Source organism: Phyllobacterium sp. 628 (genome assembly GCF_014189505.1).
GTDB lineage: Bacteria > Pseudomonadota > Alphaproteobacteria > Rhizobiales > Rhizobiaceae > Phyllobacterium.
Genome location: NZ_CP050301.1, coordinates 306,942 through 333,036 on the forward strand (window position 1 = coordinate 306,942; position 26,095 = coordinate 333,036).

Here is a 26,095-nt window from a genome sequence, read left to right on the forward strand (position 1 = left end):
ATCCTGATTCCGGATTGTTCGCCATCTCCTGAGAGAGATTGCGGCAAGCCGTCTACGCCAAGGCCAGCTACACCCGGTGATAGGGGTGACCTGAAAGAATGGTGGTCGCGCGGTAAAGCTGTTCGGCCACCAGAATACGCACAATCTGATGCGGCCATGTCATGGCACCCAGTGCCAGCACAAGATCGGCGCGGCTGCGCAGTGAGGCATCGTGACCATCCGGCCCGCCAATAGTCAGCAGCAATTGGCGTTTACCGTCATCCCTGAATTTCGCAAGGGCATTGGCAAAGTCTGCCGACGGCATGGTCTTGCCACGCTCATCAAGCAGCACGAGCACGCCGCCCTGATCCAGAGCTTCAAGCACTTTTGCTGATTCTTCCTGCTTGCGCAGATCCGGCTGCTGAGCACGGCTTTCGGTGATTTCGGTAACGGAACTGAATTCGAGGCCAAGCGGCGCCCCGGTCTTTTTCAACCGGTCAAAATAGCGGTCTGCCAATTCCCGCTCGGGGCCAGATTTCATCCGGCCCACGGCAAAAACGGTGATACGCATGGCACACTCCAGTCGTGAGCTAGAAAATAGCTCTCCGGTCATTGACCGGTGCAGATAAGGTTAGCCGTCCGAAGCGCCCCCTATCGGCCTATGCCGGGACGCTCCAATCCGTCAGAACTGATCCATATCAAAGCAGGTGTGTACCGTTACGGCACACGCCGTTCTAGTGTACGGTTTCGCCGTCGAGTTCGGGAGCCTGCCACATCTTTTCGAGATTGTAGAACTCACGCACTTCAGGACGGAAAATATGGATGATGATATCGCCCGTGTCGATCAGCACCCAATCACCGCTGGCAAGACCTTCAACCTTCGCATTGTTGCTGTGACCGCTTTCCTTCAGCGCACGCAGGAGCTGATCAGCCACCGCCGTTACGTGACGGTGTGAACGGCCCGATGCGATGACCATATGGTCGCCGATGACAGATTTTCCACGAAGATCGATGGGGACAATTTTTTCAGCCTTGGAGTCATCGAGACTGGCAAGGACTGTCTGGAGGGCAAGAGTAACGGAAGTTTCACCGTTCATCTCCGCCGTTGAAGGTGCCAAGGCATCCTTCTTGTGAATTGCTGTTCTCAGTGTATTTCCTTTCCAATAAGAACAACGCGCCGCAGCCTGTAATCGTGCTGCACGTTATTAAGATAGGCAGAGTCGCATGACACTTTCAAGACGTCATGGCTCTCCTTTTGTTCACGTTTTCATTTCTGCCGTTTTGCTGCCCCGTTCCGGATCGCTGTCGATGACAACGACGAGCGCGGTCCGTGGATAAAAGTCCATGCCGGTGCCGGTGCCCGAGCCAAAAGCGGCGCATCATCTTCATCGAACCGTGCATAGTCAAACGTCTTGGCCATGCGCGACGACAGGAACGCCAAAGTCGAGCCCGGACGGTCGATCACTGCGATTGGAAACGTCATGGCGATCTTCTGCCAGCGCTGCCAACGGTGAAAATCCGCCAGATTGTCCGCACCCATAATCCAGACGAAATGTACGCCCGGATTGCGCGCCTTTATCAGCGCCAGCGTATCGGCGGTATAACGCACATTATAGGTCGCCTCAAACGCCGTTACCTTGATGCGCGGATCATGCACCTCTTGTTCGCAAAGCTGCAGACGTTCCGCCAAAGGCGCGAGATGCCGCGTGTCCTTCAATGGATTGCCCGGCGTTACGATCCACCAGAGCTGGTCAAGCTGCAGACGCCGCAGCGAGATTTCTGCCACCAGCGCATGTCCCGCATGCGGCGGGTTGAACGATCCGCCAAACAGGCCCACCGTCATGCCCTTTTCGACGTAAGGCATGCGCAATTGCGCTTCGCTGACGCCGGGAAAGCTGTGACGTAACGCCTGTATGGATGTCACGGGCGGGTCTGACCATTGCCGCGCACGCGGTATTTGAACGACGTCAGCTGCTCGACGCCCACCGGACCACGCGCATGCATCTTGCCCGTGGCGATACCGATTTCCGCGCCCATGCCGAATTCGCCGCCGTCGGCAAATTGCGTTGATGCATTGTGCAACAGGATCGCAGAGTCGATTTCGTTGAAGAACCGCTCCACGACATGCATATCCTCGGCAATCACCGCTTCGGTGTGATGTGACGAATAACGGTTGATATGCGCGATCGCGTCGCCGATGCCGTCAACGAGCTTCACTGAAATGATCGCATCGAGATATTCCGTCGACCAGTCTGCCTCGGTTGCAGGCTTGGCGTCGGCAAACAGCTCGACCACCGCCGCGTCACCGCGAATTTCACAGCCCGCCTTGTACAGATCGTCCAGCAGCGGCACCAGATGTGACGGCGCAATCAGCCGGTCCACCAGCAGCGTCTCGGCGGAACCGCACACGCCTGTCCGGCGCATCTTGGCATTGACCGCTATCCGCCGCGCCATATCCAGATCAGCCGATGCATCGATATAGAGATGACAAAGCCCTTCCAGATGGGCAAAAACCGGCACACGCGCTTCCGACTGCACCCGTGCAACAAGGCTTTTGCCGCCGCGCGGAATGATCACATCGAGATTGCCATCCAGACCTTTGAGCATTTCGCCCACAGCGGCACGGTCCGTCACCGGGACAAGCTGGATTGCATCCGCTGGTAGACCTGCACTCTCCAAGCCTTCGCTCAGGGCCGCGTGGATCGCCCTTGACGAAGAGGCGGAATCCGAGCCGCCGCGCAGGATCACCGCGTTGCCGGACTTGAGGCACAACGCGCCCGCATCGGCAGTCACATTCGGACGGCTTTCGTAAATGACACCGATCACACCAAGCGGCGTACGCACGCGCTCTATATGAAGGCCATTGGGACGGTCCCATTCGGCAATAATGTCGCCAACCGGATCTTTGAGAGCAGCAATCGTGCGGATGCTTTCGGAAATCGCAGCAATGCGCGCCGTGTCAAGCTTCAAACGGTCGAGCAGCGAGGCAGCCATTCCGGCTTTTTCGCCATTGGCCATATCCTGCCGGTTCGCATCCAGAATTGTTGCAGTGGAGCGATCAATGGCATCGGCCATGGCAACCAGCGCGGCCATCTTCTGTTCCGGCGATGCGATGGACAGCGGCTGGGCCGCCGCACGCGCCCTGCGGCCGATCCCGGCCATCAGATCAGCAACGTCGTCCATCGTATCGACTCGTCCCAGCATCTCTTACTCCTTAGCCGCAGCGGCACGTTTTGCTGCGCGCACAACAAGATCATCACGGTGGATCATCGCCGAACGGGCATCATATCCAAGGATTGTAGCAATCTCATTGGTTTTTCGCCCGGCAATCTTTACGGCATCCGCCGCATCATAGGCAATAAGCCCGCGCGCAGCTTCACGCCCGTCCGGTCCAACCACAGCAACCGTATCCCCGCGCATGAACTGGCCTGCAACCTCGCGCACACCAGCCGCCAGAAGCGACTTGCCGGATTTGAGCGCCACGAGTGCGCCCTCATCAATCACCAGCCGTCCTGCCGGTTCGAGATTGCCTGAAATCCACGTTTTCCACGCATTGACCGGATTGAGGCTCGGCTTGAACAGCGTTGACCGTTCACCTGCATCGATAGCGGCCAACGGATTCATCCGCGTGCCGGAAGCAATGATCATTGCCGTGCCCGCCGCATTGGCGATCTTGCCGGCATCGAGCTTGGTCTTCATGCCGCCCCGCGAATATTCCGATGCGGCCGCTCCAGCCATGGCTTCGATTTCAGGCGTGATCGCTTCAACCACCGGCAGGAACTGCGCATCGGGATTCTGATGCGGCGGCGCAGTATAAAGCCCGTCAATATCGGAGAGCAGAATGAGAAGATCAGCGCCCATCATCGTGGCGACGCGCGCCGCCAGCCGATCGTTGTCGCCGTAGCGGATTTCGGTGGTCGCCACCGTGTCATTCTCGTTGATGACCGGCACGGCTTTCAGCCGCAGCAGCGTACCGACTGTGGCACGCGCATTGAGATAGCGGCGGCGCTCTTCCGTGTCGGACAAGGTCAGGAGAATTTGCCCGGCGCGCAGTTCATGCCCACCCAGCACTTCGGAATAGGCCTTGGCAAGTTCAATCTGTCCTGCTGCTGCCGCCGCCTGGCTTTCTTCCAGCCGCAAAGCGCCCTTGGGCAAACCAAGCACCGTCCGGCCCAGCGCAATGGCACCGGAGGAGACGATCATCACTTCGACACCAGCCTGCACCAGCTTCGCCACATCCGCGCCAAGACTTTCCAGCCAGTCACGCTTCAATCCCTTGGACCGGTCCACCAGCAAGGCAGAACCGATCTTCACCACGATCCGGCGATAGCTGGAAAGTTTAAGGGTGCGATGGGAAGCGAAGTCATTCTGCGCGGTCATATCGGACTCAATATTTGAAGCGGGTATCGACCTCTACAGGGGCTTCGGACTGGCGCGATTCAAGAATAATCGCTGCCAGCGCCCGCAGAACCTGTTCGACGCCTTCGCGGCTGACCGAAGACAGCAGCATCGGCTCGCGTCCCGCCGCTTTTTTCAGCGCTGTGATCTTCTTCTTGCGCGCCGCCGCATCCAGCGTATCGATCTGGCTCAGCGCCACGATCTCCAGCTTGTCAGCGAGGCCGTGGCCGTAGGCTTCAAGCTCGGTCCGCACGGTCTTGTAGGCCTGTGCAACATTTTCTTCCTGCGCCGAAACCAGATGCAGCAGCACGCGCGTGCGCTCCACATGGCCGAGGAAGCGGTCACCAATGCCGACGCCCTCATGCGCGCCTTCAATCAGGCCGGGAATATCGGCAATAACGAATTCACGCGCGTCAATACGGGCAACACCCAGATTGGGATGCAGCGTGGTGAAGGGATAATCGGCGATCTTCGGCTTGGCTGCCGTCACGCTGGCAAGAAATGTCGACTTGCCGGCATTCGGCTTGCCCAGAAGGCCCGCATCGGCGATCAGCTTCAGCCGCAACCACAAATTGCGCTCTTCACCTTCAAGGCCCGGATTGGCGCGGCGCGGCGCCTGATTGGTCGAAGTCTTGAAATGCAGATTGCCGAAGCCGCCATTGCCGCCTTTGGCAAGGCGATAACGCTGGCCGACGGCGGTAAAATCATAGATCAGCGTTTCATTGTCATCTTCGAAGATTTGCGTGCCGACAGGCACCTTGAGCACGACATCCGAACCCTTGCCGCCGGTCATGTTGCGGCCCATGCCGTGCATGCCGGTTTTGGCCTTGAAATGCTGTTGGTAGCGATAGTCGATCAGCGTGTTGAGCCCATCAACCGCTTCGGCCCAAACATCACCGCCACGGCCGCCGTCGCCGCCATCGGGACCACCGAATTCCAGAAACTTTTCGCGGCGGAACGATACCGAACCGGCACCACCGTCACCGGAGCGGATATAGACTTTCGCCTGATCAAGAAATTTCATGGAAGTTCAGTCCTTTTTGATGTCCCGAGGCATTACAGGAAAATGCGCGGGAAGAAAACTGGCCGTCGCAAGAGATCGCGGCGGCCAGTCGTAATTATGTGTTCCAGCTGCGAAGCCCAATCCATGTCCGCCGGTCCAGCATGTAGCGTTCGACGGGCACGTTACCGGCTGCGAGCGAATCCATCATGCCGGTGTTGGCATACTGGAACCCGCTTTTGTAAAGCACCCGCCGCGAACCGATGTTCGAAACCCGGCAGGATGCATGCAGCTTTTCCACCTGCGTGGCACGGAACACCAGATCGACCAGCGCATGCGCCGTTTCAGTGGCATAGCCTTTGCCCCAATGCGGCTCACCCAGCCAGTAGCCGATTTCCAGCTCATCCTTGCGAGGCTCGTTTATCCGCATGTCCTTGCTGCGCCGGTAATTGATACCACAGCAGCCAATGAACGTTCCGGATTGCGCGAGGGTAATGGCGTAGACGCATTTGCCGATCTCGCCCGCATTGGCGCGGCGCACGAAGTCCACCGCATGATCCTGTGTGTAGGGATGAGGCATGCGGGAAAGCATTTCCGCCACACGGGGATTGTCGGCGAGACGGGCAATTGCGTCAACGTCCTCGGTGTGCGGCGCGCGCAGGACCAGGCGTTCAGTCACGAGGACCGGACAGTCTATCAGGTCCAGTCTGTCTTCATCGTCTTCCAGTAATTCGGCAACCATTTTGCTATCCTCCAGATGCGAAAGGGGAGATGGGTGGTACCCCATCTCCCCTTTGATCTTTGGCGGTTGCCATTTTTCACCGGGTCCGATGGGACGCCGGTGCTTTAAGCAGGACCAGCTATTCTGCTGCTTCGGCGATCGGGTTCACGATCGACACGAAACTACGGCCGTTGGCTTTGGTACGGAAAGAGACAACACCAGCTTCAAGAGCGAAGAGTGTATGATCCTTGCCGAGGCCAACATTGACGCCGGGATGCCACTTGGTGCCGCGTTGACGCACGAGGATGTTGCCAGCAAGAACCTTCTCGCCGCCAAACTTCTTCACGCCAAGGCGCTTTGATTCGGAATCACGACCGTTGCGTGATGAACCACCAGCTTTTTTGTGTGCCATGGGATTACTCCTTTAAACCTGTTCTTACTCGCCCGAAGCGGGCTTCTCAGCCTTGGCAGCAGCCTTCTTCGGCGCAGCCTTGGCCTTTGGGGCGGCTTTGGTCTCGGTTGCTTCCACAACGGCAGCTTCCGCCTTCGGAGCAGGCTTCTTGTTGACCGGCTTTTCAGCGGCAGTCTTCGAAGGCTTGGCACCACCCGTCAGGATCTCGGCGATCCGGATCGTCGTCAGTTCCTGACGATGACCGCGCGTACGCTTGGAGTTCTGGCGGCGGCGCTTCTTGAAAGCGATAACCTTGCGGGCCCGGCCCTGTTCAACGACTTCAGCTGTGACCAGCGCGCCGCCTACAGTTGGAGCACCGATCGTGGCGTCTGCACCGACACCAACCATCAGAACTTCAGCAAACTGAACGATATCACCGGCATTGCCGGCAACTTTTTCGACCTTCAGAAGGTCATTGGCGGCAACGCGATACTGCTTACCACCGGTCTTGATGACTGCGAACATTTTGTGCCCTTTCGGCGTTCGGTTCGGTTTTGTGCCGTTTGAAGGGCAATAACCGTCTTTTTGTCAGTCGTGACATATTAATCGAAAGGTGCTTTCAATCCTTGCAGAAATGGGCACCCAGACTCAAAAACAAACGGCGCGGAGAATCCCCCACGCCAGTCGTCGGGCGCTTATAAGGTCAGCTTTATAACAGAGTCAAGAAATTTAACGCAAAATTGCTCTTGTATCCTTGCGCTTTGCCCGCTATCTAGCGCGTCGCACGCTCAAGCCTGCCCTTCGGGGCATCGCGGCAACTGGCAGAGATTTCTCTTTGCCACTCTATTTCGGGGTCTTCAAGATGATCCCTTACGCGGAGAGGTGGCTGAGTGGTTGAAAGCACCGCACTCGAAATGCGGCATGGGGGCAACTCCATCGGGGGTTCAAATCCCTCCCTCTCCGCCATTATTCTTATCACGGCCGGCTGAACTAGCTGCAAAAGCATCCGATAAATAACCGAGCTACGGGCACTCAAAACACTTGGCCCTCTGCACAACGACAGATGGCAAGGGTGAAAAGTCCATTCGCGGGTAGTTAAAGGGCTTTTTACGGACAGATAAACACAGGCAATATCGAAACCAGATAGGGCGCGCCAACACTCATTCCCTCAAATAGGGCACGCGAATGCGGAGAAATGGTTTCTCAACGAAAGTATAACTGAGCCATGCTAACGGCACGAACATTAGGAAACTTATAGCCGCCCAGGGTAGCGCAGCGTAGAAGTAGGAAATATCCATGATGCGCTCATTAACAAACCGCGCCATCCAAAAAACGAAGAAAAAGTGCAGCAAATAAATTGAGTACGAGCATTGGCCAACGCGCGCCACAAACCCGGAAATCAGCCCATTTGTTGGTTTGAAGGTATTATCGTAATAAGCAATCAGTAAACTGTAGGCCAAGGCTTCAATTGTGGGTAGAATGATCCACAAAGCAGCAGGTGACGGGTATGTACCCATTTGAAGCATCCCGCCCATTCGATCGAAATGCCAGTAAAACAACAGAAATCCTATCATTGCCACAGCAACACACCTGTGTTGCCCAACAACTCGACGCCGATACTGGAATGCCAATATCCCGAACAAAAATTGATCGATACGACCGATAATTGTCCAATATGCGAACCATTGGACACTTCCATCGCGATGATAAAGATACGCTCGACCAAGGATTGCCAAGGCAAGAATAACCAAGAGCAAGGCCGGGGAGCTACGGCAGAAGAACAATAGCAATGGCAAAATCAGATAGAAATGTAGTTCGACCGTAATTGACCAACCACCATTAGGCAGGCTTGGTCCAATCACACCTTCTGTCAGTTGCTTTCCATAGGCCCACATGTCGCCACCTTCGAATAGCAGTTTGATCGCTACGATGACAATCACGAGGAAAAGTAATGGCAACAACCTAGGAGGCGTTGACAAAGTGGCGCATCCACAGGCGGATTGAGACGATGTGGACGAAGCCGAGATAACTGTCGGCGGTTTTGTCGTATCGGGTTGCAAGCCTTCGAGCGTTTTTCAACTTGTTGAAGCAACGTTCGACCATGTTGCGCAGGGCATAGATAGCGGTATCGATGGGAAGCTGGACGAGCCTGTTGCGTTTGGTCGGCACCAAGGCGATACCACCGCGCTTTTCCATGTCCTGACGAATAAAATCGGCATCGTAACCCTTGTCAGCCAGTAGCACCTTTGGCGCGGGTCCGTCGGCGTCCATAACGGGCATGTATCCCTTGAAGTCCGAGACTTCTCCGCTAGTCAGTGTGAAGGCTATGGGCAGGCCCATCGCATTGATACGGAGATGGATTTTGGTCGTAAAGCCACCTTTTGAGCGGCCAAGACCCTGACGCGGAGTCCCCCTTTAGCGCCGGCTGAACAATGATGTGCCCGGATGATTGTGCTGTCGATCATTTGCAGGCTGGGATTACCGTCACCACTTTCGTTAAAGGCCTCAAGCAGCACATCCCACAAGCCCGACAGTGTCCAGCGCCGGAACTGGCGGTAAACTGATGACCATTTGCCAAAGTGTTCATGCAAGTCGCGCCAAGCGACACCTGTCCGTGCGATCCAAAATACCCCATCCAGAACAAGCCGGTGATCTCTTGGTCGTCGCCCACTGCGAGCGCCTCGTTCAATCACAAATGGTTCCAGGCAGGCCCATTCCTCATCGCTCATCAAACCTCGGATCAAGATAACCTCCGTGAAAGCTACCTTGAATCAAAACCTACGTGATTTGAAAACCCTCTTTGTCAACACGTCCTAAGCATTCTTCTCAGGATGAACGCGGGATATCTAATGCTCCGACCATCTAGTATTTTGGCGAAAAGATAGCCGCTGAGAGTCATGAATAGCGCAACCCCGCTATGACCTTCGTCAAGGATTGCCAAAAAAAACAAAGAGGGAGAACCCTCAAATGGTACCGGGTAACCATTTGTAAAATGCAAAAAATGCCAGTTGAATACCATGAAGGCAGCAAGCGCTCTCATGTGATCCAATCGATTGTTGCGGGGTAAATCTGAGGAACTCATTATTCGCCAATGGTGAGCAGTAATGCTGGAAGGTGTTCGACCGAAGCTACGCCTTCTAATCATACCGAGGTGCGATTGAACAGCGGAATCCCTGGTGAACTAATACGCCACACAGGAAAGCTTTCCTTTACTCGAATGATGGTCAGATGAGATTTTCCCCGCGGTGTTCGCATCCAGCTTCATCTTCCGCAGCTTCAATTGCTTCCTTGGCTACAAGCCGTCAGCACTCAATATCGGCAGGTATGATTTTTCATTGATCAAAGGTAGTTCTGACAAGGTCAGCAACCTGAGACGGCGTGGAGTTGGTAATCACGATCTCGGCACCAAGCAAAAGATGATTGTTTCTGCCATATGAACGTGCGGGTTACACGTGCGGACGAATATCATCGGCGCTGTCGCATTTTACGGTGAACCCAACAAATCAAGCACTACCGGCTGAAGATGATCCCGAAATGTCAAACACGACGGATAGACACCGGCAGCAACCCGATCCCGCCCAATAGTTTCCCATTGAGGACAATGAGGGAATGACCAGTCAAAAACTTGATGAATGATTGTCTCCCGATCGAGAGCCGTTTTATCCTGATCGAGGATGCGCCTTGCCTCTTCAGCGAGTGGCGTATAATTTTGGACCGCTCTGTTTTTACGCGCTTTTGCCTCATCATCGAGCCAAAATTCAGCATGGCGTTCACCTAGCACACCCGGAACTGCGGCAGAAAAATAAAGCTCCGCTCGCTTTTTGCGATTAATTAATCTTTTTTGGAGCGCTGTACCCATGGCGGCCGCCAGATCATGGATCGGATTATAACCGTCAACGGCATCTGCAACGATCTGATAATGTTCATATTCGGTCAAATCGCGCTCTATCTCTGCCAATATCGAATGGAAGAAAGTAAAGTTTTTCTCCTGCAGTGAACGATACCATACCTTGTCGGGAATACTTCCAAAAACCGCCCCGCTCAAACTACCGGAATCTTCGATAATTTGTCGTGAGAAGTGCGTACGCGACTTCTCCATGCCGCCTGAACCATCGGTCAATAAATATACAGTTGGCTTGTTCAACTCAAGCCAATGGTGAATTCTCAACTCATGGCCAGGATGCGCTAGAATAAGAATGTTTTTTATTTGTTTGCCCCCCTTTTCATACTAAAGCATTCTATCATTCGACAGTAAATCGGGGGAACTGTGGGATTGCGGGTATTAATTACAAATTTCATGCTGGCTGGAAACTCAGGGACAGAAAACGTCGTTGAGCTACTTGCTGACGCTCTCCGGAGCGCAGGACATGATACAATGATTTTTGCTCCAACCATTGGAGAGCAAGCCAAGCGAATGGCCTATAGGGGACACAGAGTCTACGATCGCATTTCGCAAATTCACGACCGACCCGATGTTATCCACGCGCATCATATTTCAGCGTGCTTCATCGCAATGGCCAAGTTTCCTGATACACCTGTCGTATACACGTGCCATAGCGCTTTCTTCGAGATTGAAGCTCCATTGTTTCACCCTCAAATCAAACGTTGGGTTGGGGTCGATGAGGCGTGCGAGGACAAATGCCTTGCCCGTGGCGTCCCGGAAGCGCAGTTGAGCGTAATCCTGAACTCTGTCGATCCGGCCCGGTTTAAGATGCGAGACGCATTACCGGAAAAGCCACAGCGTGCTTTGCTTCTGACAAAAAATACAGCTCACTTGCAGTCCGTCCGGGATGCCTGCAGCACATTTAATCTTCAACTGGATGAGCTCGGTCCTGCTGTCGGCAAGGTATCAACGAATCTTGCAAATGAATTGCTGGGTTATGACATCGTTTTTGCAACTGCCAGAATGGCTCTTGAAGCGGCATTCGTCGGATGCGCTGTCGTGGTATGCGACGAACGGGGATTCGCGGGCTATCTTGCATCGTCAAATGTTAAGGACTGGCGAAAGAACAATTTTGGCGTTCGCCTGCTTAGACGTCCTACAACACGCGCGCTTATCACAGAGGCGATCGAAAAATATGATGCTGCAGACGCATTCAAAGTAACTGCACATTTGAGAGAAACCGCGTCAACCGATGATTACGTGGCCGCCTATACATCCGTCTACGAAGCTGCAATCAGGTTAGCCAGCACGATAGATCCAGTTCAAATTGCAGATGCCAACGCCCGCTGGATGGAAGAGCTGATTGTCACCGGCGAAGAGCGCATATGGTACAAGATCGCTTCCGAAATGTGCTGGATGCCAAGATATGAATCTGAATATTCCAGGATGAGTGAGAATATCTCGGCGCTTGTTTCTCACTCGGATGAAGCCACCAAGACAATATCAGCCCTATCCTCTCGAACGGCTCTCATTGTGGAGAGTTTATCTGCTGCGGCCGCTCAAACAAACCATGCTGTCGCTCAAATTGATTTTCTCTCCAGGCAAACGTCAGACCTGTCAAATGAACTCAACGCGATTCAAGATCACACGGCAAAATCGTACAATATTCTTTTCAATCTCAAACTTGCCTACCAGACATTGGTACCCTCCATATTCAGGAGGATGAATGCTGTCCGGCGGCAAAGAATATCGCGGGAAAAAGATTGATGAGCTCAGCCAAGCTTCGTGGTTTTGCGATATGCACCTCGCCAAGGACAGGGAGCAATTTTGTCTGTCAGTTGATTTCAAGCACTGGTGTTTTGGGGAAGCCTCTCGAATATTTCAATTGGCGAGGGCGCCGGCATTTTGAAAACGCCGGCTATCCCGACCACGTAGCTGGACAAATCAATGAAATATTATCGACAGGTTGTACGGACAATTCGATTTATGCCTTGAAGTTATTTGCCCATCAGCATGACTGGATCTCAGGTGAAATCGCTTGGACAAAAGTTTTGCCTAATCTGTCCTTTGTGTATTTGACCAGAAACGATCTTGTTGCTCAGGCCATTTCATGGGCAATTGCACTACAAACAGGCCAGTTTCGCGCAACCCAAACGGCACATGGTGAACCTGTATTTGATGCAATATTGATCAACCAGCAATTGCGTCAAATCATTATCGAAAACGCTCGCTGGACGTTCTATTTTGCACGAACGGGAATCGCACCGTTACATCTTATCTACGAAGATGTCCTTGCCGATCCGGAAGGAGCAGTTGAAAAAATTGCAGCTTTAATGGGATTGAGCCCGACACCAATACCTGTTGTGAAGGCGGTCAATGTTTCAGTACAAAGAACAATGATGAACGAAGCATGGGCAACACGATTTCGTGGCGAATATGGCGACCCTGACGTTCTTCTTCAGTTTTGACGAGCGGATAAGGACTTTCCCCTTATCTTCTTGGGTTATCAGCAAGTATTCATATCATTTGGAGGCTACAAACAATGAACGTGTGGGTTCAGGGGCATTTGAATATTGCTTCGTCGTCTTCACAACTCATCGTTGAGGAAGAAGATCATATCAGCCTGAAGGCGGCCAGCATCGACCTGAATGCTTGATCAGCTTGGCAATAAAAGACCAAAAACCATTACGTTTTCCCTCTTCGTTAGCGCAGTTTTTTTAGCGCTGTTTGCCAATGTCCATATTGTTGAAGCACAAGACTCTGCCATGAAATCAGATGTTACTATTTATCTCGATAGGCCATTGCTCGATCGTGGCGGGACTGTTTTCGTAGTGCCTAATGAGATTCCGGTTGATGAGTGGAAGCCGCATCCCGATCAACCAAACCCGGCTCGATCTGACTCGCGCTTGGACGCGCGCAATCCGATAACCGGGCATGACAGACGGCTTTCTGCCCGCGCTTCCGGTGAAGTCAGTATTGTACGCTTTGATTATCCCAAGGGAGGAAATTACGATTTTCGCTTCCTACCATCTCTGGAAAGCGAGGTTCCACCAGAAAGGCAGGGCTCGGTTCTGGTTACAGCTGGAAATACATATGACTATCATCCGAAAACCCGAGAGGAAAGATTTGTTCCAGAGTTTCAGGTTTTTACTATTCTCGGGCCTGATGCAAATGAGGAAAAATCGCGAGCCCTGGTATCAGATGTAAAACTTGGATACTTGGAAGAACGATATAATTGCAGAAAGTTCGAAAGCGTTATTTCCTGCAATGTACGGGATTATTCTAAATGAGTAAGCTTACACTGGCTGTCCGGTGGATTGCGGCGGCGTAGTCATTACTGGTTCGCAGAACGTTTTCATCAATGGTGCCTAGCTAAACAATAGACGGAGAAGGTCGCGCGCCTTATCCCGGGTTGAGCACAATGCGGCTAAACGGGTCAGAATACGACCGATGGGAAGCAACGTCGCTCATGATCTCGCAAACGGTTGACGCCATCACGCCTTTCGAGAAGCTTTCCCGACAGAATGGAAGAAAAAGCTACGGGTAACTCTCCCTTTTATAAGTCCCATACGAGTGAGTTTTGAACGATTTTGATTGCAGATAAATACTCTACAATCACTCATTATTTGTTTTTGCAACACCAAAAAAAATTATGCTTGCTTTCAATGTATTTATCGATTGAATATAGTATTCAATAAATAATAATATTCAGAGGTGGGGCATGTCAGAAGTCTTTCTTGGCCAGATTATGCTTGCGGGGTTTCAGTTTGCACCGAAAGGCTTTGCCTTAAGCAATGGGCAAATTATGGGAATCAGTCAGAATCAGGCACTGTTCTCTCTGCTGGGCACCTTTTACGGGGGCAACGGAACCACAAACTTTGCATTACCCAACATGCAGAGCCGCACGGCGGTTGGGTTTGGGCCCTCTGTTGACTCTTCGTGGCAGCCGTCACCTTACCCGATTGGTGAAACGGGCGGGGTCGAGAACGTGACTTTGCTCCCGCAGCAACTGCCTCAGCATATTCATGCAGCGACAGGAACGACCAGCGGCGGCACCCTGCGTAATCCGAGCAATGCACTCTACGGCACCAACAGCGCCAATATCTACGGCCCTTCCAGTGGGGCTCAGGTTGTACTGTCGAGTCAGACTGTTACGCCAGCGGGTAGTAGCCAACCGCATGCCAATATCCAGCCCTATGACACTATCAACTATTGCATCGCACTATCGGGGATTTATCCGTCCCGCAATTGACAACACCGCATCAACCTATTGCTCGGAGGACCAACGATGAGCACTCCCTATGTCGGAGAAATCCGCCTGTTCGGCTTTTCCCGCGTACCCAACGGGTGGCTGGCCTGCAACAATTCTCTGCAGCCCATCTCGGAATACGAGGCACTGTTCACCCTGATTGGTACAATCTATGGCGGTGACGGACAGTCAACATTTGCAACGCCCAATCTGTGCGGGCGTGTGCCGATCCATCAGGGCACGGGGCCTAGCTTGTCAACCTATGTAATCGGCCAATCCGCCGGCAGCGAGAACGTCACGCTTCTTCCTACCCAGATGCCGGCGCACACACATCCTTATTTTGCCACCACCGGCTTCGCCAACACGACGTCGGTCGGATCAGCGGTTGAGTTGGCTGCACTGAACGGGGACACGATGTACGCCACCGATATAAGCGGTGCCACCCCGATCAGAACATCGCCTGCGGCAACCAGTATGGTCGGGTCGACCATCATGCATGACAACACAATGCCGACACTGACGGTGCAGTATTGCATCGCCTGGGCTGGCATCTTCCCGTCACAGGGCTGATTAACTTCTCAGGATGCTTGTTATCAGCCGAACACCGGCGCCACACACATCAAGGACACTGCAATGACAGAACCTTTCATCGGTGAGATCCAATTGTTCGGTTTCAACTTTGCTCCTCAGGGCTGGGGGAGCTGCAATGGGGCAACACTTCCTATCCGGCAAAATACGGCGTTGTTTTCCCTGCTTGGTACCCAGTATGGCGGCAATGGCACGACCACATTCCAACTGCCCAATTTTGCCAATCGTGCGGGTTGTAATCAAGGTCAGGGTGCAGGCCTGACGCGACGCAATATCGGCGAAACATTTGGCAACGAAAGCATAACGCTGACCCAGGGAGAGATGCCGGCGCATGCACATTCTCTGACCCTTTATAATCAGAGCGAATCCAGCAAGCGCGCCGCCTCGCCCGGCACGGGCAATTCCTTGAGCGTGCCGAATTCGAGCAGTCCGTTTCTGCCCAATGTCCAACCAAACACCCAGTTTGCGCAGAATGTCATCGGTGTTGCTGGCGGCAGTCAGCCGCATGAAAATCGGCAACCTTATCTGGCAATCAACTTCAGCATCGCACTGGCGGGCGTATTTCCAGCCTTCGGTTGATGACGAACATAGCGACTGGCCAGCTACCACAATTCCCGGCTCGACCATGGGAGAGCAGGCTCTCTATTCCGACCTGTTCCTCACGCCCCGCGACGCTTGATGACCTGCCGTTTCTACGTCGGCTATATCACTCGTTCCGCAAGGATGAACTGGATCAGGTGCCGTGGCCGCAGGAACACAAGACCGCATTTCTGGACCAGCAGTTTGATCTGCAACATCGCTATTATATTGCAGCATTCCCGCAAACGGATTTTCTGATCATCGAGAAAGACGGCATCCCGATCGGCCGCCTTTATATCCAGATGGCCGCGGACAACTGGCACGTTATCGATATCGGGTTTTTACCGGAATGGCGCAATCAGGGGATCGGATCTGCCATATTGACCGGCATCCAGGAGGCGGCAATCGCCAGGCAAGCCAGCGGCATTGTTCTGCATGTCGATCAAAACAACAGGCGTGCGCGCGATCTTTATCAGGCCTTTGGATTCAAGGTGGCTGATATCAGCGATACTCACATACGCATGCAATGGCTCGCGCATCCGGTCTCGCCAGAACCACCGGATGCATTGGCAGCCGTTAATTGAAGATAGCCTGATAAACGATCCCGTCTTTGTCCCTGGCCACCGGCACCAGAAAGATGTCGAGAATTCCAAGCGCCGCGTTCTTCAACCTGTAGATCTTTTGCGGCAGCAGAACCTTCGACTCGCTGCGGAACAGGAGGGAAAACGGGGCTCGTGTCATTCCGGCAAAGCCGCGTTCGGGCAAGGGTCGCGCTTCCGTCAATGTAAAAACAAGAGACGCCGTCCCCATATCGATTTCAAACCCTTCGCCGACGCAGCGGGCGAAATGATCCAGCGTTACAATCCCCATCCCAACCCCATTGCTTGCTTTGTTGCCTAGAGCAAATTTTGTTTATTCGAAGCCAGTTCTGTTTCTCGGATGGCGAGGCAATCCACGCGGAAGGTAGCGAGGCCGATGTTTACCCATCGGACGAAGCTGCCTGACAAAGTGGGTGTCCGCCAGCCGGAAACCCGAAGGGCCGGGTGAATTTGGGCCAATTTCTGCGGGCTTTGACGTCGCCCGATGGGTAAACATCGGTCTTGTCAAACCCCTTGACCTTGCCCACAAATTCCCTCCGGCAGAACGGCTCCAAATAAACAAAACTTGCTCTAGTTGAACGCTATCAAGAGATTGGGGAGAAGCAAACAGCCCCTCCCCCAAGACTTTTCGTCTAGCGTGATCCGTTAGAACTTTTTGCCAACGCGCAACCCGAATGCATGGTTCTGATTGTCTGCGCCGACGGTTGTACGGTAGTCAAAATTCGCGTTCCAATCGGTGTTAAGTTGTGCATCGAGCGAAAGACCGAGTGTGACATAGTCGTTGCCGCTGCTTTCAGTGCTCAGATCATAGGGAAGCCCCGCCGTATCAGCATAACCAAGCCTGATCTGGCTCGACCCCTCAAAGTCATGCGTATATTCCGCACGGGCGCCTGGCTTCAACGCACCCCAATCCATCGGAATGGTGTATTCCATGCGCAAACCGAGAATGCCGGAGAGCGTATCGACAGTCTGGTCACCATATTTCAGCGCATATGCACCGCCGCTTTTTTCGGTAAAGCCATTCAGCCACGACCGGGAGAAATCAAACCGGCCATAGGGCGATATCAGCCAGGCATCGGTGCGATGCTCATAGCTTGCGGTAACAGAGCCGAATATCTGTTGGCCGTCACGATCGCCGGAGGCAAAATCGCCAGTCGAGGTGATATAGCGCTGGCTGCTGAAATCCAACCAGCTCCCACCGATCAAACCATCGATGAAGATCGACTTGACCGGCGAGTAGCTGCCATAGATCGCCGCACTATAGGCATGGGCACGGCTTTGCGTACCGTTGTCGCCAATATCCGATGCATCCCGGCCATAGCCGAAACCAAAGCCGGCTACGAACTTCTTCGAGAAGCGGTAGTCCATACCGGCACTCACACCGATCGTCGTATAATCGAAATCCAGATCCCGATCATTGCGATCACCGAAATTCACAAAGCCGCCGGTCCACACTGCCAGTCTGCCAAGGTTCAAGTCCGGGGCTGGCTGGCTCTGCTTCTGCTTCTTCCGGTTCTCTTCAGCAAACGAATGCATGGCAAAATCAGGCACGCCATTCGCTGTTCCCGGCGTCGCACGGGGATCGAGCAGTTTGCGGAATGCTTCATCCATTTCGTCCGGATTATTTTCTTCAGAATATCCGAGCCTTATAGCCATGCTGTTGTTACGCCGGTCCCCTTCATCATGCAGTTGCTCAAGACGTGAATTGAAGTTCTGGATCTGGTTGGCAGCAAAGCGTTTGGCACTGTCGGCCTGTGCGGTCAGCAAGCCGATAACCTCCGGATCCTTTGACGGGTCCGGACGCGCCGTGACAATGAAGGTGATCGTCGCCGGGCTCGATGTGCCATAGGGATTGGCGAGCGTGTATTGCACCAGCAGATTGCCGGCGTAGTTGGGATCTGATGCATAAACCATGTCAAAGGCCGGCTGGTTTGCATCAATGCTCACAGGGCCTGCCGACCTGTCAGAAATGCTAACGATGCGTGCATTGGAGAAAGGCCCACCAGTTGATCCCTGCGTCAGGTCGACATGGACTGTCTGTCCAGCCAGCACTTCAACGGTACGCGACGCGGCCACTGGCGCTGGCGGCAGACGGCGGACTGTGACCTCATAGGTCTTCGTCGTTGTGTTGTCTTGCGCCGTGACAACCACTGCAATGCGGGTCTGACCGACCGGCAGCTGTATTGCGGCGCTGGAGGAACCGGAACCAACGGCTTGGCCCTGAACGGTGATGGTCGCGCTCGGCGCGGTGGCCGTAGGCGTCAGCGACATGGTCTCGGTGGTACTGGGTACTTCCACGGTATAGCTGGTGACGGCGGACGAGAACCCCGGCTGCAACGTACCGGCACTTGGTGACAGGGCCGACAGATCCGCAATCGCCATTGGCGCGGCCACGTTGAATGTCACCGTTGCATTGTTTGCGCCGCCTGGACCGTTTGCAGCAAAGACGAGGCTGTCGGTGCCACTGAACGTGCTATTGGGCGTATAGGTGGCACTTCCGCTTTCGCTGATCACAGCGTTACCGTGAGATGGGGCCGTAACCAGAGAATAGGACAACGGACCTGCCCCTGTCGCCGTGACGGTAAAGGCTTTTGCCTGATTGAAGGCGACTGACACGGTTTGCGGTTGGGCAACCGGGGGCGCGACATTGACGATGATCGTCACAAGAGCCGGGGCTGATGTGCCCGATGCATTGGTTGCGGTGTAGGTGAATGAAGTCGTGCCGGAGAAACCCGTAGCCGGTTGGTAGGTTATGGCAGTGCCGCTGGCAGTAGCAGTGCCGGATGAAGGCGCCGATGCAATCGCCACGGATGTAGCTGTACCGGTAATATTGAGCGTAACGGGATTGGCACCACTGTTGAATGGTACTGTCGCGGTAACCGGATTTGCTACGGGTATGGCGTCGATAACAGTCACGGAATAGTTTTGCATGACAGTGAATGGTCCGGTTCCTGTCGAGCTGTCGGTTGCAGTAACGGTAAAGTTGGCATTGCCCACTGCTGTGGGAGCTCCACTGAGAACACCACCCGCCGACAAAGACAGACCCGCTGGCAACGCTCCGGCTGTAATGGCGTAAGTATAGCTGGCTGCACCACCACTTGCAGTGAATGTCTGGTTGTAGGCTGTGCCCACAATTGCACCTGGCAAGGCTCCTGCCGCCGGAGTCAAAGCAAGCGTTGGCGCATTGATCGTGATCGTGACCGTGGCTGGTGCAGAGGTGCCCGATGCATTCGTCGCGGTATAGGTGAAACTGTCAGGTCCAGCGCGTCCTGATGTTGGCGTGTATGTGATCGACGTTCCCGAAGCCGCTGCTGTACCGTTGGTGCCTTGGGTGGCAATAGCAACCGAAGCCGCCGCGCCGCCCGTGATGTTCAACGTAATCGGATTGGCACTCGAGTTGTAGGCAACAATCGCCGAGACCGCGTTGGCAATCGGTGCCTGCTGGTTGACGATCAGCGAATAGGTCTGGCTTGCCGTGAATGGCGCACCGGCTCCTGACGAGCTATCGGTTGCCCTGATCGTGAAAGTGCCATTGCCAGCGGTGGTGGGTGTTCCACTGATGACACCACCTGCCGACAATACCAGGCCTGCCGGCAGAGCCCCGGATGTTATGGTGTAACTATAAGGTGCGGTACCACCCGTCGCTCCATTCAGCGATGCTGAGTACGGCGTTGCAACGGTAGCGTTTGCTAGGGTTGTTGGCGGCAAGGTGATGGTCGGTGCGTTGATGATGAGGGTATATGCCCGGCTTCCGGTAAAGTGTCCGGCGCTGGCCTCGGTCGCGGTAACAGTAAAGTTGGCGGTGACCTGCGCTGACGGTATGCCGCTGAGAACACCCGTTGCCGGATTCAGTGTAATGCCCGCTGGCAGACTGCCTGCGGTTATCGCAAAGGTGTGGGGAGCCGTTCCTCCAGTAGCGCTTACGGTTTGTGAATACGGGATGCCAACTGTTCCGGCCGGGAGCGTTTCAGGGCTGACGATGACAGTCGGTGCAAAAATGGTCCAGTTATAGACTTGTGCTGCGGTAAAGCCATGAGCATCGGTCGCGGTGATAGTGATCGGGAATGACCCCGCGGCCGTTGGTGTTCCTGTGAACTGACCCGCAGAGTTGAGGCTGATGCCAATAGGCAAACTCCCGGCTGTCAGGGAGAAACTATAAGGTCCTGTCCCGCCTGTGGCGGAGAGGTTGGCAGTATAGGGCGTTCCGGCAATACCGTTGGGCAGCGTTGCAGGTGTTATAACGATTGTTGGTGCGTCAATGACCCAGGTATAGGCCCGTGTACCGGTAAAGCCGTTGGCATCGGTGGCGAGGAATGTTGTCGAAAACGTCCCCGATACAGTTGGTGTGCCAGATAGTTGGCCAGCCGAGTTGAACGACACGCCGGCGGGTAAGCTGCCACTGGACAAGGCAAAATTATAGGGCGCCACGCCGCCCGTGGCTGTTAAAGTCGCTGCATAGGGCGTACCGGCAGTGCCATTTGGCAAGGTTGCAGGTGCAACGGTGATTGTCGGAGCATCAATGACCCAGGTATAGGCTCGTGTACCGGTCTGACCGTTCGCATCGGTGGCGAGGAATGTCGTCGAAAACGTCCCCGATACAGTTGGTGTGCCAGATAGTTGGCCAGCCGAGTTGAATGATATGCCGGCGGGTAAGCTGCCGCTGCTCAAGGCAAAATTATAGGGCGCCACGCCGCCTGTGGCCGTCAAAGTGGCTGCATAGGGCGTACCGGCACTGCCATTGGGCAAGGTTGCAGGTGCCACAGTGATTGTCGGTGCTGACACCGATAATACATAGCTTTGGGTGATGGAAAACGGCGCACCAGTTCCGGTACTGCTATCCGTCGCTCTGATGTTGACGGAATAAGGTCCGGGTTGTGTTGGCGTTCCGGACATCACACCCGCTGAGGTAAAGGATATGCCCGCCGGCAAGCTGCCAGAAACCAGAGAATATGCGTAAGGCCCGGTACCCCCGGTTGTGCTGAACGGTTGTGAGTTAGCCTGGCCATAGGCGAGCGTAAGCGTGCCCGCTGCCGGTGTCATCGCGAGCGTAGGCGCCGTAATGGTCAGCGCATAGTTCTGGCTGGCAGTGGCAGACCCGTTGTCGGTCGCAGTGAGCGCGAAGTTGAAGGTTCCGGCAGCAGTCGGAGTTCCGGAGATGTTTCCACTCGATGAGATTGATATGCCGGCAGGCAGTGCTCCCGCTGTGAGTGCGTAAGTATAAGGCGCAGTGCCACCTGTTGCAGGATTGATCGAGGCTGAATATGCCACACCGATCTGGCCGCTGGCGAAGGTGGTGGCTGGCAAGACAAGAATAGACGGGTCGACAGACAGCGAATAGTTTTGTGTAACGCTGAATGGACCGCTTCCGGTCGAGCTATCCGTCGCCGTAATTGAGAAACTGAACGGACCCGCTGCCGTTGGCGTGCCGCTGAGAACAGCGCCCGACAGGGTCAGACCAGATGGCAAGGCACCAGCCGTTACGGCATAGGTATAATTGGCAGTGCCACCAGATGCCGTGAATGTCTGGCTATAGGCCGTACCGACTGTCGCAGCCGGGATAGCACCCCCCGCCGGAGCCAAAGCCAATGTGGGCGGACTGATGGTAATCGTAACGGTGGCCGGCGCTGATGTGCCGGAAGCATTCGTTGCCGTATAGGTGAAACTGTCAGGTCCGGCACGACCGGCTATCGGCGTATAGGTTATGGATGTTCCAGATGCCGTGGCAGTACCGTTGGTGCCTTGGGTGCCAACAGCGACTGAAGTCGCTGTGCCCGTGATGTTCAGCGTGATCGGATTGGCAACCGAATTGAATGCAACTGTTGCAGAGACCGGGTTTGCGACCGGCGCAGGCGGATTGACCGTGATGGAATAATTGCGTGTGACGCTGAACGGGGCGCTCGGTCCCGTCGAGCTGTCGCTTGCAGTCACAGAGAAAGTGAAGGAACCCGCTGCCGTTGGCGTGCCACTGAGGACATTGCCCGACAAAGTGAGACCAGCAGGCAAAGCGCCCGCTGTGATGGAATAGGCGTATGCGGCCGCACCACCAGATGCCGTGAACGTCTGATTATAGGCTGCACCAACAGTCGCAGATGGCAAGGCACCAGATGCCGGCGTCATGGATAGTGTGGGTGGGCTGACAGTGATTGTAGCCGTGGCTGGTACCGAGGTGCCACCGGCATTCGTCGCCGTATAGGTAAAACTGTCAGGCCCGGCATATCCGGCCGTTGGCGTGTAGGTTATCGAGGTTCCTGAAGCGGTGGCCGTGCCGTGCGTGCCCTGGCTGGCGACAGCAACCGAAGCCGCTGCGCCGCCGGTCAGATTCAAGGTGATCGGATTGGCACTCGAATTATAGGCAACTATCGCCGAGACCGCATTCGCAACGGGTGGCGCCACATTAACCACGGTGACCGTAACAGTATCCAACTTGAAGAACGGGCAGTTACAATCTGAACTGGTGCTACTTTCCCTCGCGACGATATCGAATGTATAGGTTCCAGCCGCTGACGGCGTCCCTGTCAGACTGCCGTTGCTTGCAAGACTGACGCCGGGAGGCAAAGTACCGCTATTGACGGTGTAGGTATAAGGCGCAATGCCTCCGGTGGTCGCAAACGATGCGGTGCTCGGCTGCCCCACGGCCAAAGTCGGATTTAGGGGCGACGTCGTCATGATCGGATTGGCAACCGTAGCACCATAAGATTTCTGAGCTGTTGTACCCACATTATCGGTTGCCTCAACAACCAGTGTATGCGCACCTCGCTCCGTCGGCGTGCCCGACAAAGTGCTGCCGCTGAGCGTTATCCCCGGCACGCCGCCTGACACCAGCGAGAACGTATAGGGCGCAACGCCGCCACTAGCTGAAAGGGTTTGGTTGAAGCTGACACCGGCCCGCATGGAGCCAAGTGCGCCGGGCGAAATGGTCATCGTCGAAGCTGGACCGATCGTGACATTGACTAGAATCGATTGGGCAGATGCGCCAGCAAGCACAAAACTATCAGTGGTCGCTACATCAGCTCCACCATTATGCGAATACTCAATCAGCCCGGAGTTTATATTCAGAACAGTCACTGTTCCATGCTGAGGCTGCGTTGTCACTGATGGGTTATTCAAGCCAAACGGGTCGCACGTCACTGTAATCTGCGCAGAACCTCCATGTACAACCGACATATTGTACGGGCCGCAATTCTGTGCCGCCGCCGGATTTGAGAACAGCAAGCTCGCGCCGATAAGCAGGAAAAAACCTATGCAGATCGTCAGTAGGTTGTCCGGAACCCGACTGATCCGGCCGCTAAAAGCTGACAAGTTTCCCGCATTCCCCATCTCGCCCCCCGGCTGAGAAATTGACCAGACTGAAGTACAGTCTGAATCGCCCCACACGTTACAGTCAGCTCACCAGAAATATAACTGATATCTCAGCGGCTCCTGAAACAATTATGTTCGAATAAGAAAGTCAATATCTACTTAAATAGAACTTAGAGAATCTAATTCTATTTTTTTGGTAGTTGTAAAAATAACATCAATTTCCACTATACGACATAGTTTTACATAAAATACGATATAACATCACATACCGTTATGTATACTTTATTGAACAGAAAAACTTCATTTTTACAGAGAACCTGTTATGCGGTTAAATACATGATTCTATTTGATACAATGAAAAACAATTCTAATATACGAGCAACAATACAATGAAAACGCTGCTTATAATGGTGAATTACCCAATATATTCAGTATTCCAAGACGCATATTCTCGCTTCTTGTAGTTTCGCTGCAAATTTTGCAGTTCACTCGCTTTGATAGGTTCTACGGAAATTTGGAATATCGAATGGAGAGCATAACTTTGGGGGACCGGCTAAAGTCGCTTTCAGCCCTAAAGGTCAATGATCGCGCGGATACAATCGGCCCGTCACGCAACCGGCATTCTTAAAAACTGGTTTGTTATGGGCACACACTAGCCGATCAGAGAGACGAGAAGCGGTTTGTGCTTTTCGTTCCAAGCGTTTTCCGCGCCGCTACCCCATACCCCGGAACAATCCGACAATCCGACCCAGCACGCTCATAGCAGGATAAAACAGCACGGAACTCACGCCGGTGGCAAAGATCAGCACCAGCACAAACTGCACCGGCGAGAGCAATTGCGGAGCTTGCGGCTCATCCATGCATCATCCCTTCGTTTTGCGCGCCTCGAATGCGATCCGTACCTTTTCCGCCTGTTTCAGCAGCGTGTCCTTGCAGGTCTTGCGGTCAAGATCAGAGGGCTGTTTCGGCGAGGCAATCAACCCTTTCAGCCAGCCGCGCACGGTTCTGTCAGCCTCGTCAGGCGAACGGCCGAGCGCCTTCAGGATCGTCTCGCTGCTTTCAATCGCCGAGTAATGCGGCTCGCGCCCCAATACGTCCTGACATTGATAGGAGGTCGTGACCAGTTGCTTCACGTCAGCCACGAGACTGGCTTCACCGCCCCCTGCCGTGGTTGTGCAACCGGCAAGCATCACAATTCCAAGTCCTGTATTGATTATTGCCAGCCGCATCGCATCCCCCATCTGGCTTTCAACGCTATCCATCCAGCGGAAAAGTGTCGAGTGTTACCTCGGCTCGCCAATGCCCCTCAGGCTTAGCGCTTGCCATTATATTCCGGCACCTTGCTGTCGCCGCCAAACAACAACTCTTGCGGGTTGCGGTCAAAATCCGTTACGGCGCGCTCGACATTCCCCACCGACTGCCGCGCATTGGAAATGAACAACTGCACCCTACGCAGTTTTTCGCCCGTGTAGGCACTCAACGTTTTCAGGATCGGCTCCATTCGCGCCTGCAGACTATCGGCAGTCTCGCGATAAGATTTCAGCTGTTCGCGAACATTGCTGACAGTGCTGCCTTTGTCCTCGGACAGTTCCCTGTCCAGACGGGCCAGTTGGTCATCCACCTTCACCGAGGCATCGTTGATGCGTGACATGGTATCGCGTGCATCGTGAATGACGGCCTGCACATCCTGGGCGCGCTGGCCGTAATCATTGATGATTTTAGAACTGTCAGCCAGCTTGTCCGTATATTCCTTGGCGGCACGCGCCCGCTCCAGCGCGGGGCCCTTCATTTCGTTGAGATAATTCTCCGTATCATCCATCGCGCGGTCAACGCGCTGAAGAATGTCCTGTGCCGTCTGCACCAATGTCTTCAACGAGGTCGGATCAATGTCGATACGCGCAATCGTATCTTCCTTTTCCGCCTCTTCCAGCAGCAGGGGCTCATTGCTCTTGCCGCCCTTCAACTCGATATAGGCCTGTCCGTTGAGCAGCACGAAAGCCAGTGCCGCCTGCGTCGAGCGGGTGATCGGCGTGGTCGAGTCGATCTTTGTCTGCGCAATCACCACTTCGGGGTTGCTGGCATCAATGAAAAGCCGCGTAACTTCACCCACCTTCAAGCCATTGAACAGAACCTGGCTCTTCACATTAAGACCAGTGACAGAGCCTGGCACCCGGATTTCCAGCATCGATTGCGGACGGGTGTCACCCAGCCGTTCAATCCAGTAGACAAAGCCAAACGCCAGCAGGCTCACCAGCAAGGTGAACATTCCGACCAGAAGATAATTGGCTTTGGTTTCCATACATGTTCCGTTTGATCGCAGCTGCCTGAGTTCTGAAACTGCGATTGACCTGTCATATTCCTAGCTGGACGCTCCATCAAACGCCACCACCATCTTCTTTGTTCCGGGCA

Annotated in this window: 25 protein-coding genes and 1 tRNA gene; 8 read left to right on the forward strand and 18 right to left on the reverse strand. The window is 54.3% G+C overall.

Annotated features, from left to right (window positions below; all coding sequences use genetic code 11):
• Window positions 1-67: 67 nt before the first annotated feature.
• From rlmH to rplU, 9 genes are all read right to left on the reverse strand, one after another.
• A complete protein-coding gene (rlmH, locus tag HB779_RS03055; protein ID WP_188344345.1) occupies window positions 68-550 on the reverse strand; it encodes a 23S rRNA (pseudouridine(1915)-N(3))-methyltransferase RlmH in 483 nt (160 codons plus the stop codon).
• Between the two features lie 163 nt (window positions 551-713).
• Window positions 714-1,097: a ribosome silencing factor gene (gene rsfS / locus HB779_RS03060; RefSeq protein WP_244642449.1), complete on the reverse strand. Its 384-nt coding sequence runs from the start codon at window positions 1,095-1,097 to the stop codon at window positions 714-716.
• A gap of 149 nt (window positions 1,098-1,246) precedes the next feature.
• Window positions 1,247-1,843, reverse strand: coding sequence for a nicotinate-nucleotide adenylyltransferase (locus tag HB779_RS03065; RefSeq protein ID WP_188345754.1), 597 nt, complete (start codon window positions 1,841-1,843; stop codon window positions 1,247-1,249).
• Between the two features lie 56 nt (window positions 1,844-1,899).
• The gene (locus HB779_RS03070) at window positions 1,900-3,183 is read right to left on the reverse strand and encodes a glutamate-5-semialdehyde dehydrogenase (RefSeq protein ID WP_188344346.1); all 1,284 of its coding nucleotides are present in this window, start codon (window positions 3,181-3,183) and stop codon (window positions 1,900-1,902) included.
• Window positions 3,184-3,186: 3 nt separating this feature from the next.
• Window positions 3,187-4,359, reverse strand: a complete 1,173-nt coding sequence (gene proB, locus HB779_RS03075; RefSeq protein WP_188344347.1) for a glutamate 5-kinase — start codon at window positions 4,357-4,359, stop codon at window positions 3,187-3,189.
• A gap of 7 nt (window positions 4,360-4,366) precedes the next feature.
• Window positions 4,367-5,401: a GTPase ObgE gene (gene obgE, locus HB779_RS03080; RefSeq protein WP_188344348.1), complete on the reverse strand. Its 1,035-nt coding sequence runs from the start codon at window positions 5,399-5,401 to the stop codon at window positions 4,367-4,369.
• Window positions 5,402-5,495: 94 nt separating this feature from the next.
• Entirely contained in the window at window positions 5,496-6,119 is a 624-nt protein-coding gene (locus HB779_RS03085; protein WP_244642450.1) for a GNAT family N-acetyltransferase, read from the reverse strand.
• Between the two features lie 118 nt (window positions 6,120-6,237).
• Window positions 6,238-6,510 (reverse strand): 50S ribosomal protein L27, encoded by a 273-nt coding sequence (gene rpmA, locus HB779_RS03090; RefSeq protein ID WP_182548684.1) that lies wholly within the window; start codon window positions 6,508-6,510, stop codon window positions 6,238-6,240.
• A gap of 24 nt (window positions 6,511-6,534) precedes the next feature.
• Window positions 6,535-7,014 carry a 50S ribosomal protein L21 gene (gene rplU, locus HB779_RS03095; protein ID WP_188344350.1) on the reverse strand — a complete coding sequence of 160 codons (480 nt, stop codon included), beginning with the start codon at window positions 7,012-7,014 and terminating at the stop codon, window positions 6,535-6,537.
• Window positions 7,015-7,365: 351 nt separating this feature from the next.
• Here rplU and HB779_RS03100 point away from each other — a divergent pair.
• Window positions 7,366-7,455, forward strand: a tRNA-Ser gene (locus HB779_RS03100).
• Window positions 7,456-7,649: 194 nt separating this feature from the next.
• Here HB779_RS03100 and HB779_RS03105 read toward each other — a convergent pair.
• The 4 genes from HB779_RS03105 to HB779_RS03120 form a co-directional block, all read right to left on the reverse strand.
• Window positions 7,650-8,468, reverse strand: coding sequence for an acyltransferase (locus tag HB779_RS03105; protein ID WP_188344351.1), 819 nt, complete (start codon window positions 8,466-8,468; stop codon window positions 7,650-7,652).
• Window positions 8,452-9,218 (reverse strand): IS5 family transposase gene (locus HB779_RS03110; RefSeq protein ID WP_371823908.1). Its coding sequence is split into 2 segments (ribosomal slippage): window positions 8,452-8,897 and window positions 8,897-9,218, totalling 768 coding nucleotides; the frame shifts between segments, so codons are not numbered across the junction. The genes HB779_RS03105 and HB779_RS03110 overlap by 17 nt, the downstream gene beginning before the upstream one ends.
• A gap of 74 nt (window positions 9,219-9,292) precedes the next feature.
• Complete coding sequence (locus tag HB779_RS03115; RefSeq protein ID WP_371823884.1) at window positions 9,293-9,634, reverse strand: acyltransferase family protein; 342 nt, start codon at window positions 9,632-9,634, stop codon at window positions 9,293-9,295.
• Between the two features lie 339 nt (window positions 9,635-9,973).
• Window positions 9,974-10,609 (reverse strand): hypothetical protein, encoded by a 636-nt coding sequence (locus HB779_RS03120; protein WP_188344353.1) that lies wholly within the window; start codon window positions 10,607-10,609, stop codon window positions 9,974-9,976.
• A 177-nt stretch (window positions 10,610-10,786) separates the two neighbouring features.
• On the opposite strand from HB779_RS03120, the gene HB779_RS03125 reads away from it, so the two are divergent.
• The 7 genes from HB779_RS03125 (at window position 10,787) to HB779_RS03155 (ending at window position 16,372) form a co-directional block, all read left to right on the forward strand.
• On the forward strand, window positions 10,787-12,139 hold the full coding sequence (locus HB779_RS03125; protein WP_256440640.1) for a glycosyltransferase: 1,353 nt from the start codon (window positions 10,787-10,789) through the stop codon (window positions 12,137-12,139).
• On the forward strand, window positions 12,139-12,840 hold the full coding sequence (locus tag HB779_RS03130; protein ID WP_188344355.1) for a Stf0 family sulfotransferase: 702 nt from the start codon (window positions 12,139-12,141) through the stop codon (window positions 12,838-12,840). The genes HB779_RS03125 and HB779_RS03130 overlap by 1 nt, the downstream gene beginning before the upstream one ends.
• Before the next feature lie 180 nt (window positions 12,841-13,020).
• The gene (locus HB779_RS03135) at window positions 13,021-13,662 is read left to right on the forward strand and encodes a hypothetical protein (protein ID WP_188344356.1); all 642 of its coding nucleotides are present in this window, start codon (window positions 13,021-13,023) and stop codon (window positions 13,660-13,662) included.
• 431 nt (window positions 13,663-14,093) lie between these two features.
• The gene (locus HB779_RS03140; protein ID WP_188344357.1) at window positions 14,094-14,624 is read left to right on the forward strand and encodes a phage tail protein; all 531 of its coding nucleotides are present in this window, start codon (window positions 14,094-14,096) and stop codon (window positions 14,622-14,624) included.
• Between the two features lie 36 nt (window positions 14,625-14,660).
• Window positions 14,661-15,191, forward strand: a complete 531-nt coding sequence (locus HB779_RS03145; protein WP_188344358.1) for a phage tail protein — start codon at window positions 14,661-14,663, stop codon at window positions 15,189-15,191.
• Between the two features lie 63 nt (window positions 15,192-15,254).
• Window positions 15,255-15,788, forward strand: a complete 534-nt coding sequence (locus tag HB779_RS03150) for a phage tail protein (protein ID WP_188344359.1) — start codon at window positions 15,255-15,257, stop codon at window positions 15,786-15,788.
• Window positions 15,788-16,372, forward strand: coding sequence for a GNAT family N-acetyltransferase (locus HB779_RS03155; protein ID WP_188344360.1), 585 nt, complete (start codon window positions 15,788-15,790; stop codon window positions 16,370-16,372). The genes HB779_RS03150 and HB779_RS03155 overlap by 1 nt, the downstream gene beginning before the upstream one ends.
• Here HB779_RS03155 and HB779_RS03160 read toward each other — a convergent pair.
• The 5 genes from HB779_RS03160 to HB779_RS03180 form a co-directional block, all read right to left on the reverse strand.
• Window positions 16,365-16,658 carry a hypothetical protein gene (locus HB779_RS03160; protein WP_188344361.1) on the reverse strand — a complete coding sequence of 98 codons (294 nt, stop codon included), beginning with the start codon at window positions 16,656-16,658 and terminating at the stop codon, window positions 16,365-16,367. The two genes, HB779_RS03155 and HB779_RS03160, sit on opposite strands and share 8 nt — an antisense overlap.
• Window positions 16,659-17,032: 374 nt before the next feature.
• The gene (locus HB779_RS03165; RefSeq protein WP_188344362.1) at window positions 17,033-23,452 is read right to left on the reverse strand and encodes a putative Ig domain-containing protein; all 6,420 of its coding nucleotides are present in this window, start codon (window positions 23,450-23,452) and stop codon (window positions 17,033-17,035) included.
• 947 nt (window positions 23,453-24,399) lie between these two features.
• Window positions 24,400-24,546 (reverse strand): hypothetical protein, encoded by a 147-nt coding sequence (locus HB779_RS03170; protein ID WP_188344363.1) that lies wholly within the window; start codon window positions 24,544-24,546, stop codon window positions 24,400-24,402.
• Between the two features lie 3 nt (window positions 24,547-24,549).
• A complete protein-coding gene (locus tag HB779_RS03175; protein ID WP_188344364.1) occupies window positions 24,550-24,915 on the reverse strand; it encodes a hypothetical protein in 366 nt (121 codons plus the stop codon).
• An 83-nt stretch (window positions 24,916-24,998) separates the two neighbouring features.
• On the reverse strand, window positions 24,999-25,985 hold the full coding sequence (locus tag HB779_RS03180; RefSeq protein WP_188344365.1) for an MlaD family protein: 987 nt from the start codon (window positions 25,983-25,985) through the stop codon (window positions 24,999-25,001).
• Between the last annotated feature and the right edge of the window lie 110 nt (window positions 25,986-26,095).

Excerpts from the sequence above, each read along its gene's own strand:
- HB779_RS03160 (WP_188344361.1), bottom strand. The coding sequence starts at position 16,658 with ATGGGGATTGTAACGCTGGATCATTTCGCCCGCTGCGTCGGCGAAGGG.
- rplU (WP_188344350.1), bottom strand. The coding sequence starts at position 7,014 with ATGTTCGCAGTCATCAAGACCGGTGGTAAGCAGTATCGCGTTGCCGCC.
- HB779_RS03130 (WP_188344355.1), top strand. The coding sequence starts at position 12,139 with ATGAGCTCAGCCAAGCTTCGTGGTTTTGCGATATGCACCTCGCCAAGG.
- proB (WP_188344347.1), bottom strand. The coding sequence starts at position 4,359 with ATGACCGCGCAGAATGACTTCGCTTCCCATCGCACCCTTAAACTTTCC.
- rpmA (WP_182548684.1), bottom strand. The coding sequence starts at position 6,510 with ATGGCACACAAAAAAGCTGGTGGTTCATCACGCAACGGTCGTGATTCC.
- HB779_RS03070 (WP_188344346.1), bottom strand. The coding sequence starts at position 3,183 with ATGCTGGGACGAGTCGATACGATGGACGACGTTGCTGATCTGATGGCC.
- HB779_RS03170 (WP_188344363.1), bottom strand. The coding sequence starts at position 24,546 with ATGGATGAGCCGCAAGCTCCGCAATTGCTCTCGCCGGTGCAGTTTGTG.
- HB779_RS03175 (WP_188344364.1), bottom strand. The coding sequence starts at position 24,915 with ATGCGGCTGGCAATAATCAATACAGGACTTGGAATTGTGATGCTTGCC.
- rlmH (WP_188344345.1), bottom strand. The coding sequence starts at position 550 with ATGCGTATCACCGTTTTTGCCGTGGGCCGGATGAAATCTGGCCCCGAG.
- HB779_RS03085 (WP_244642450.1), bottom strand. The coding sequence starts at position 6,119 with ATGGTTGCCGAATTACTGGAAGACGATGAAGACAGACTGGACCTGATA.
- obgE (WP_188344348.1), bottom strand. The coding sequence starts at position 5,401 with ATGAAATTTCTTGATCAGGCGAAAGTCTATATCCGCTCCGGTGACGGT.
- HB779_RS03135 (WP_188344356.1), top strand. The coding sequence starts at position 13,021 with ATGCTTGATCAGCTTGGCAATAAAAGACCAAAAACCATTACGTTTTCC.
- HB779_RS03125 (WP_256440640.1), top strand. The coding sequence starts at position 10,787 with ATGCTGGCTGGAAACTCAGGGACAGAAAACGTCGTTGAGCTACTTGCT.
- HB779_RS03065 (WP_188345754.1), bottom strand. The coding sequence starts at position 1,843 with ATGCCTTACGTCGAAAAGGGCATGACGGTGGGCCTGTTTGGCGGATCG.
- HB779_RS03155 (WP_188344360.1), top strand. The coding sequence starts at position 15,788 with ATGACGAACATAGCGACTGGCCAGCTACCACAATTCCCGGCTCGACCA.
- HB779_RS03180 (WP_188344365.1), bottom strand. The coding sequence starts at position 25,985 with ATGGAAACCAAAGCCAATTATCTTCTGGTCGGAATGTTCACCTTGCTG.
- HB779_RS03145 (WP_188344358.1), top strand. The coding sequence starts at position 14,661 with ATGAGCACTCCCTATGTCGGAGAAATCCGCCTGTTCGGCTTTTCCCGC.
- HB779_RS03115 (WP_371823884.1), bottom strand. The coding sequence starts at position 9,634 with ATGATTAGAAGGCGTAGCTTCGGTCGAACACCTTCCAGCATTACTGCT.
- HB779_RS03150 (WP_188344359.1), top strand. The coding sequence starts at position 15,255 with ATGACAGAACCTTTCATCGGTGAGATCCAATTGTTCGGTTTCAACTTT.
- HB779_RS03140 (WP_188344357.1), top strand. The coding sequence starts at position 14,094 with ATGTCAGAAGTCTTTCTTGGCCAGATTATGCTTGCGGGGTTTCAGTTT.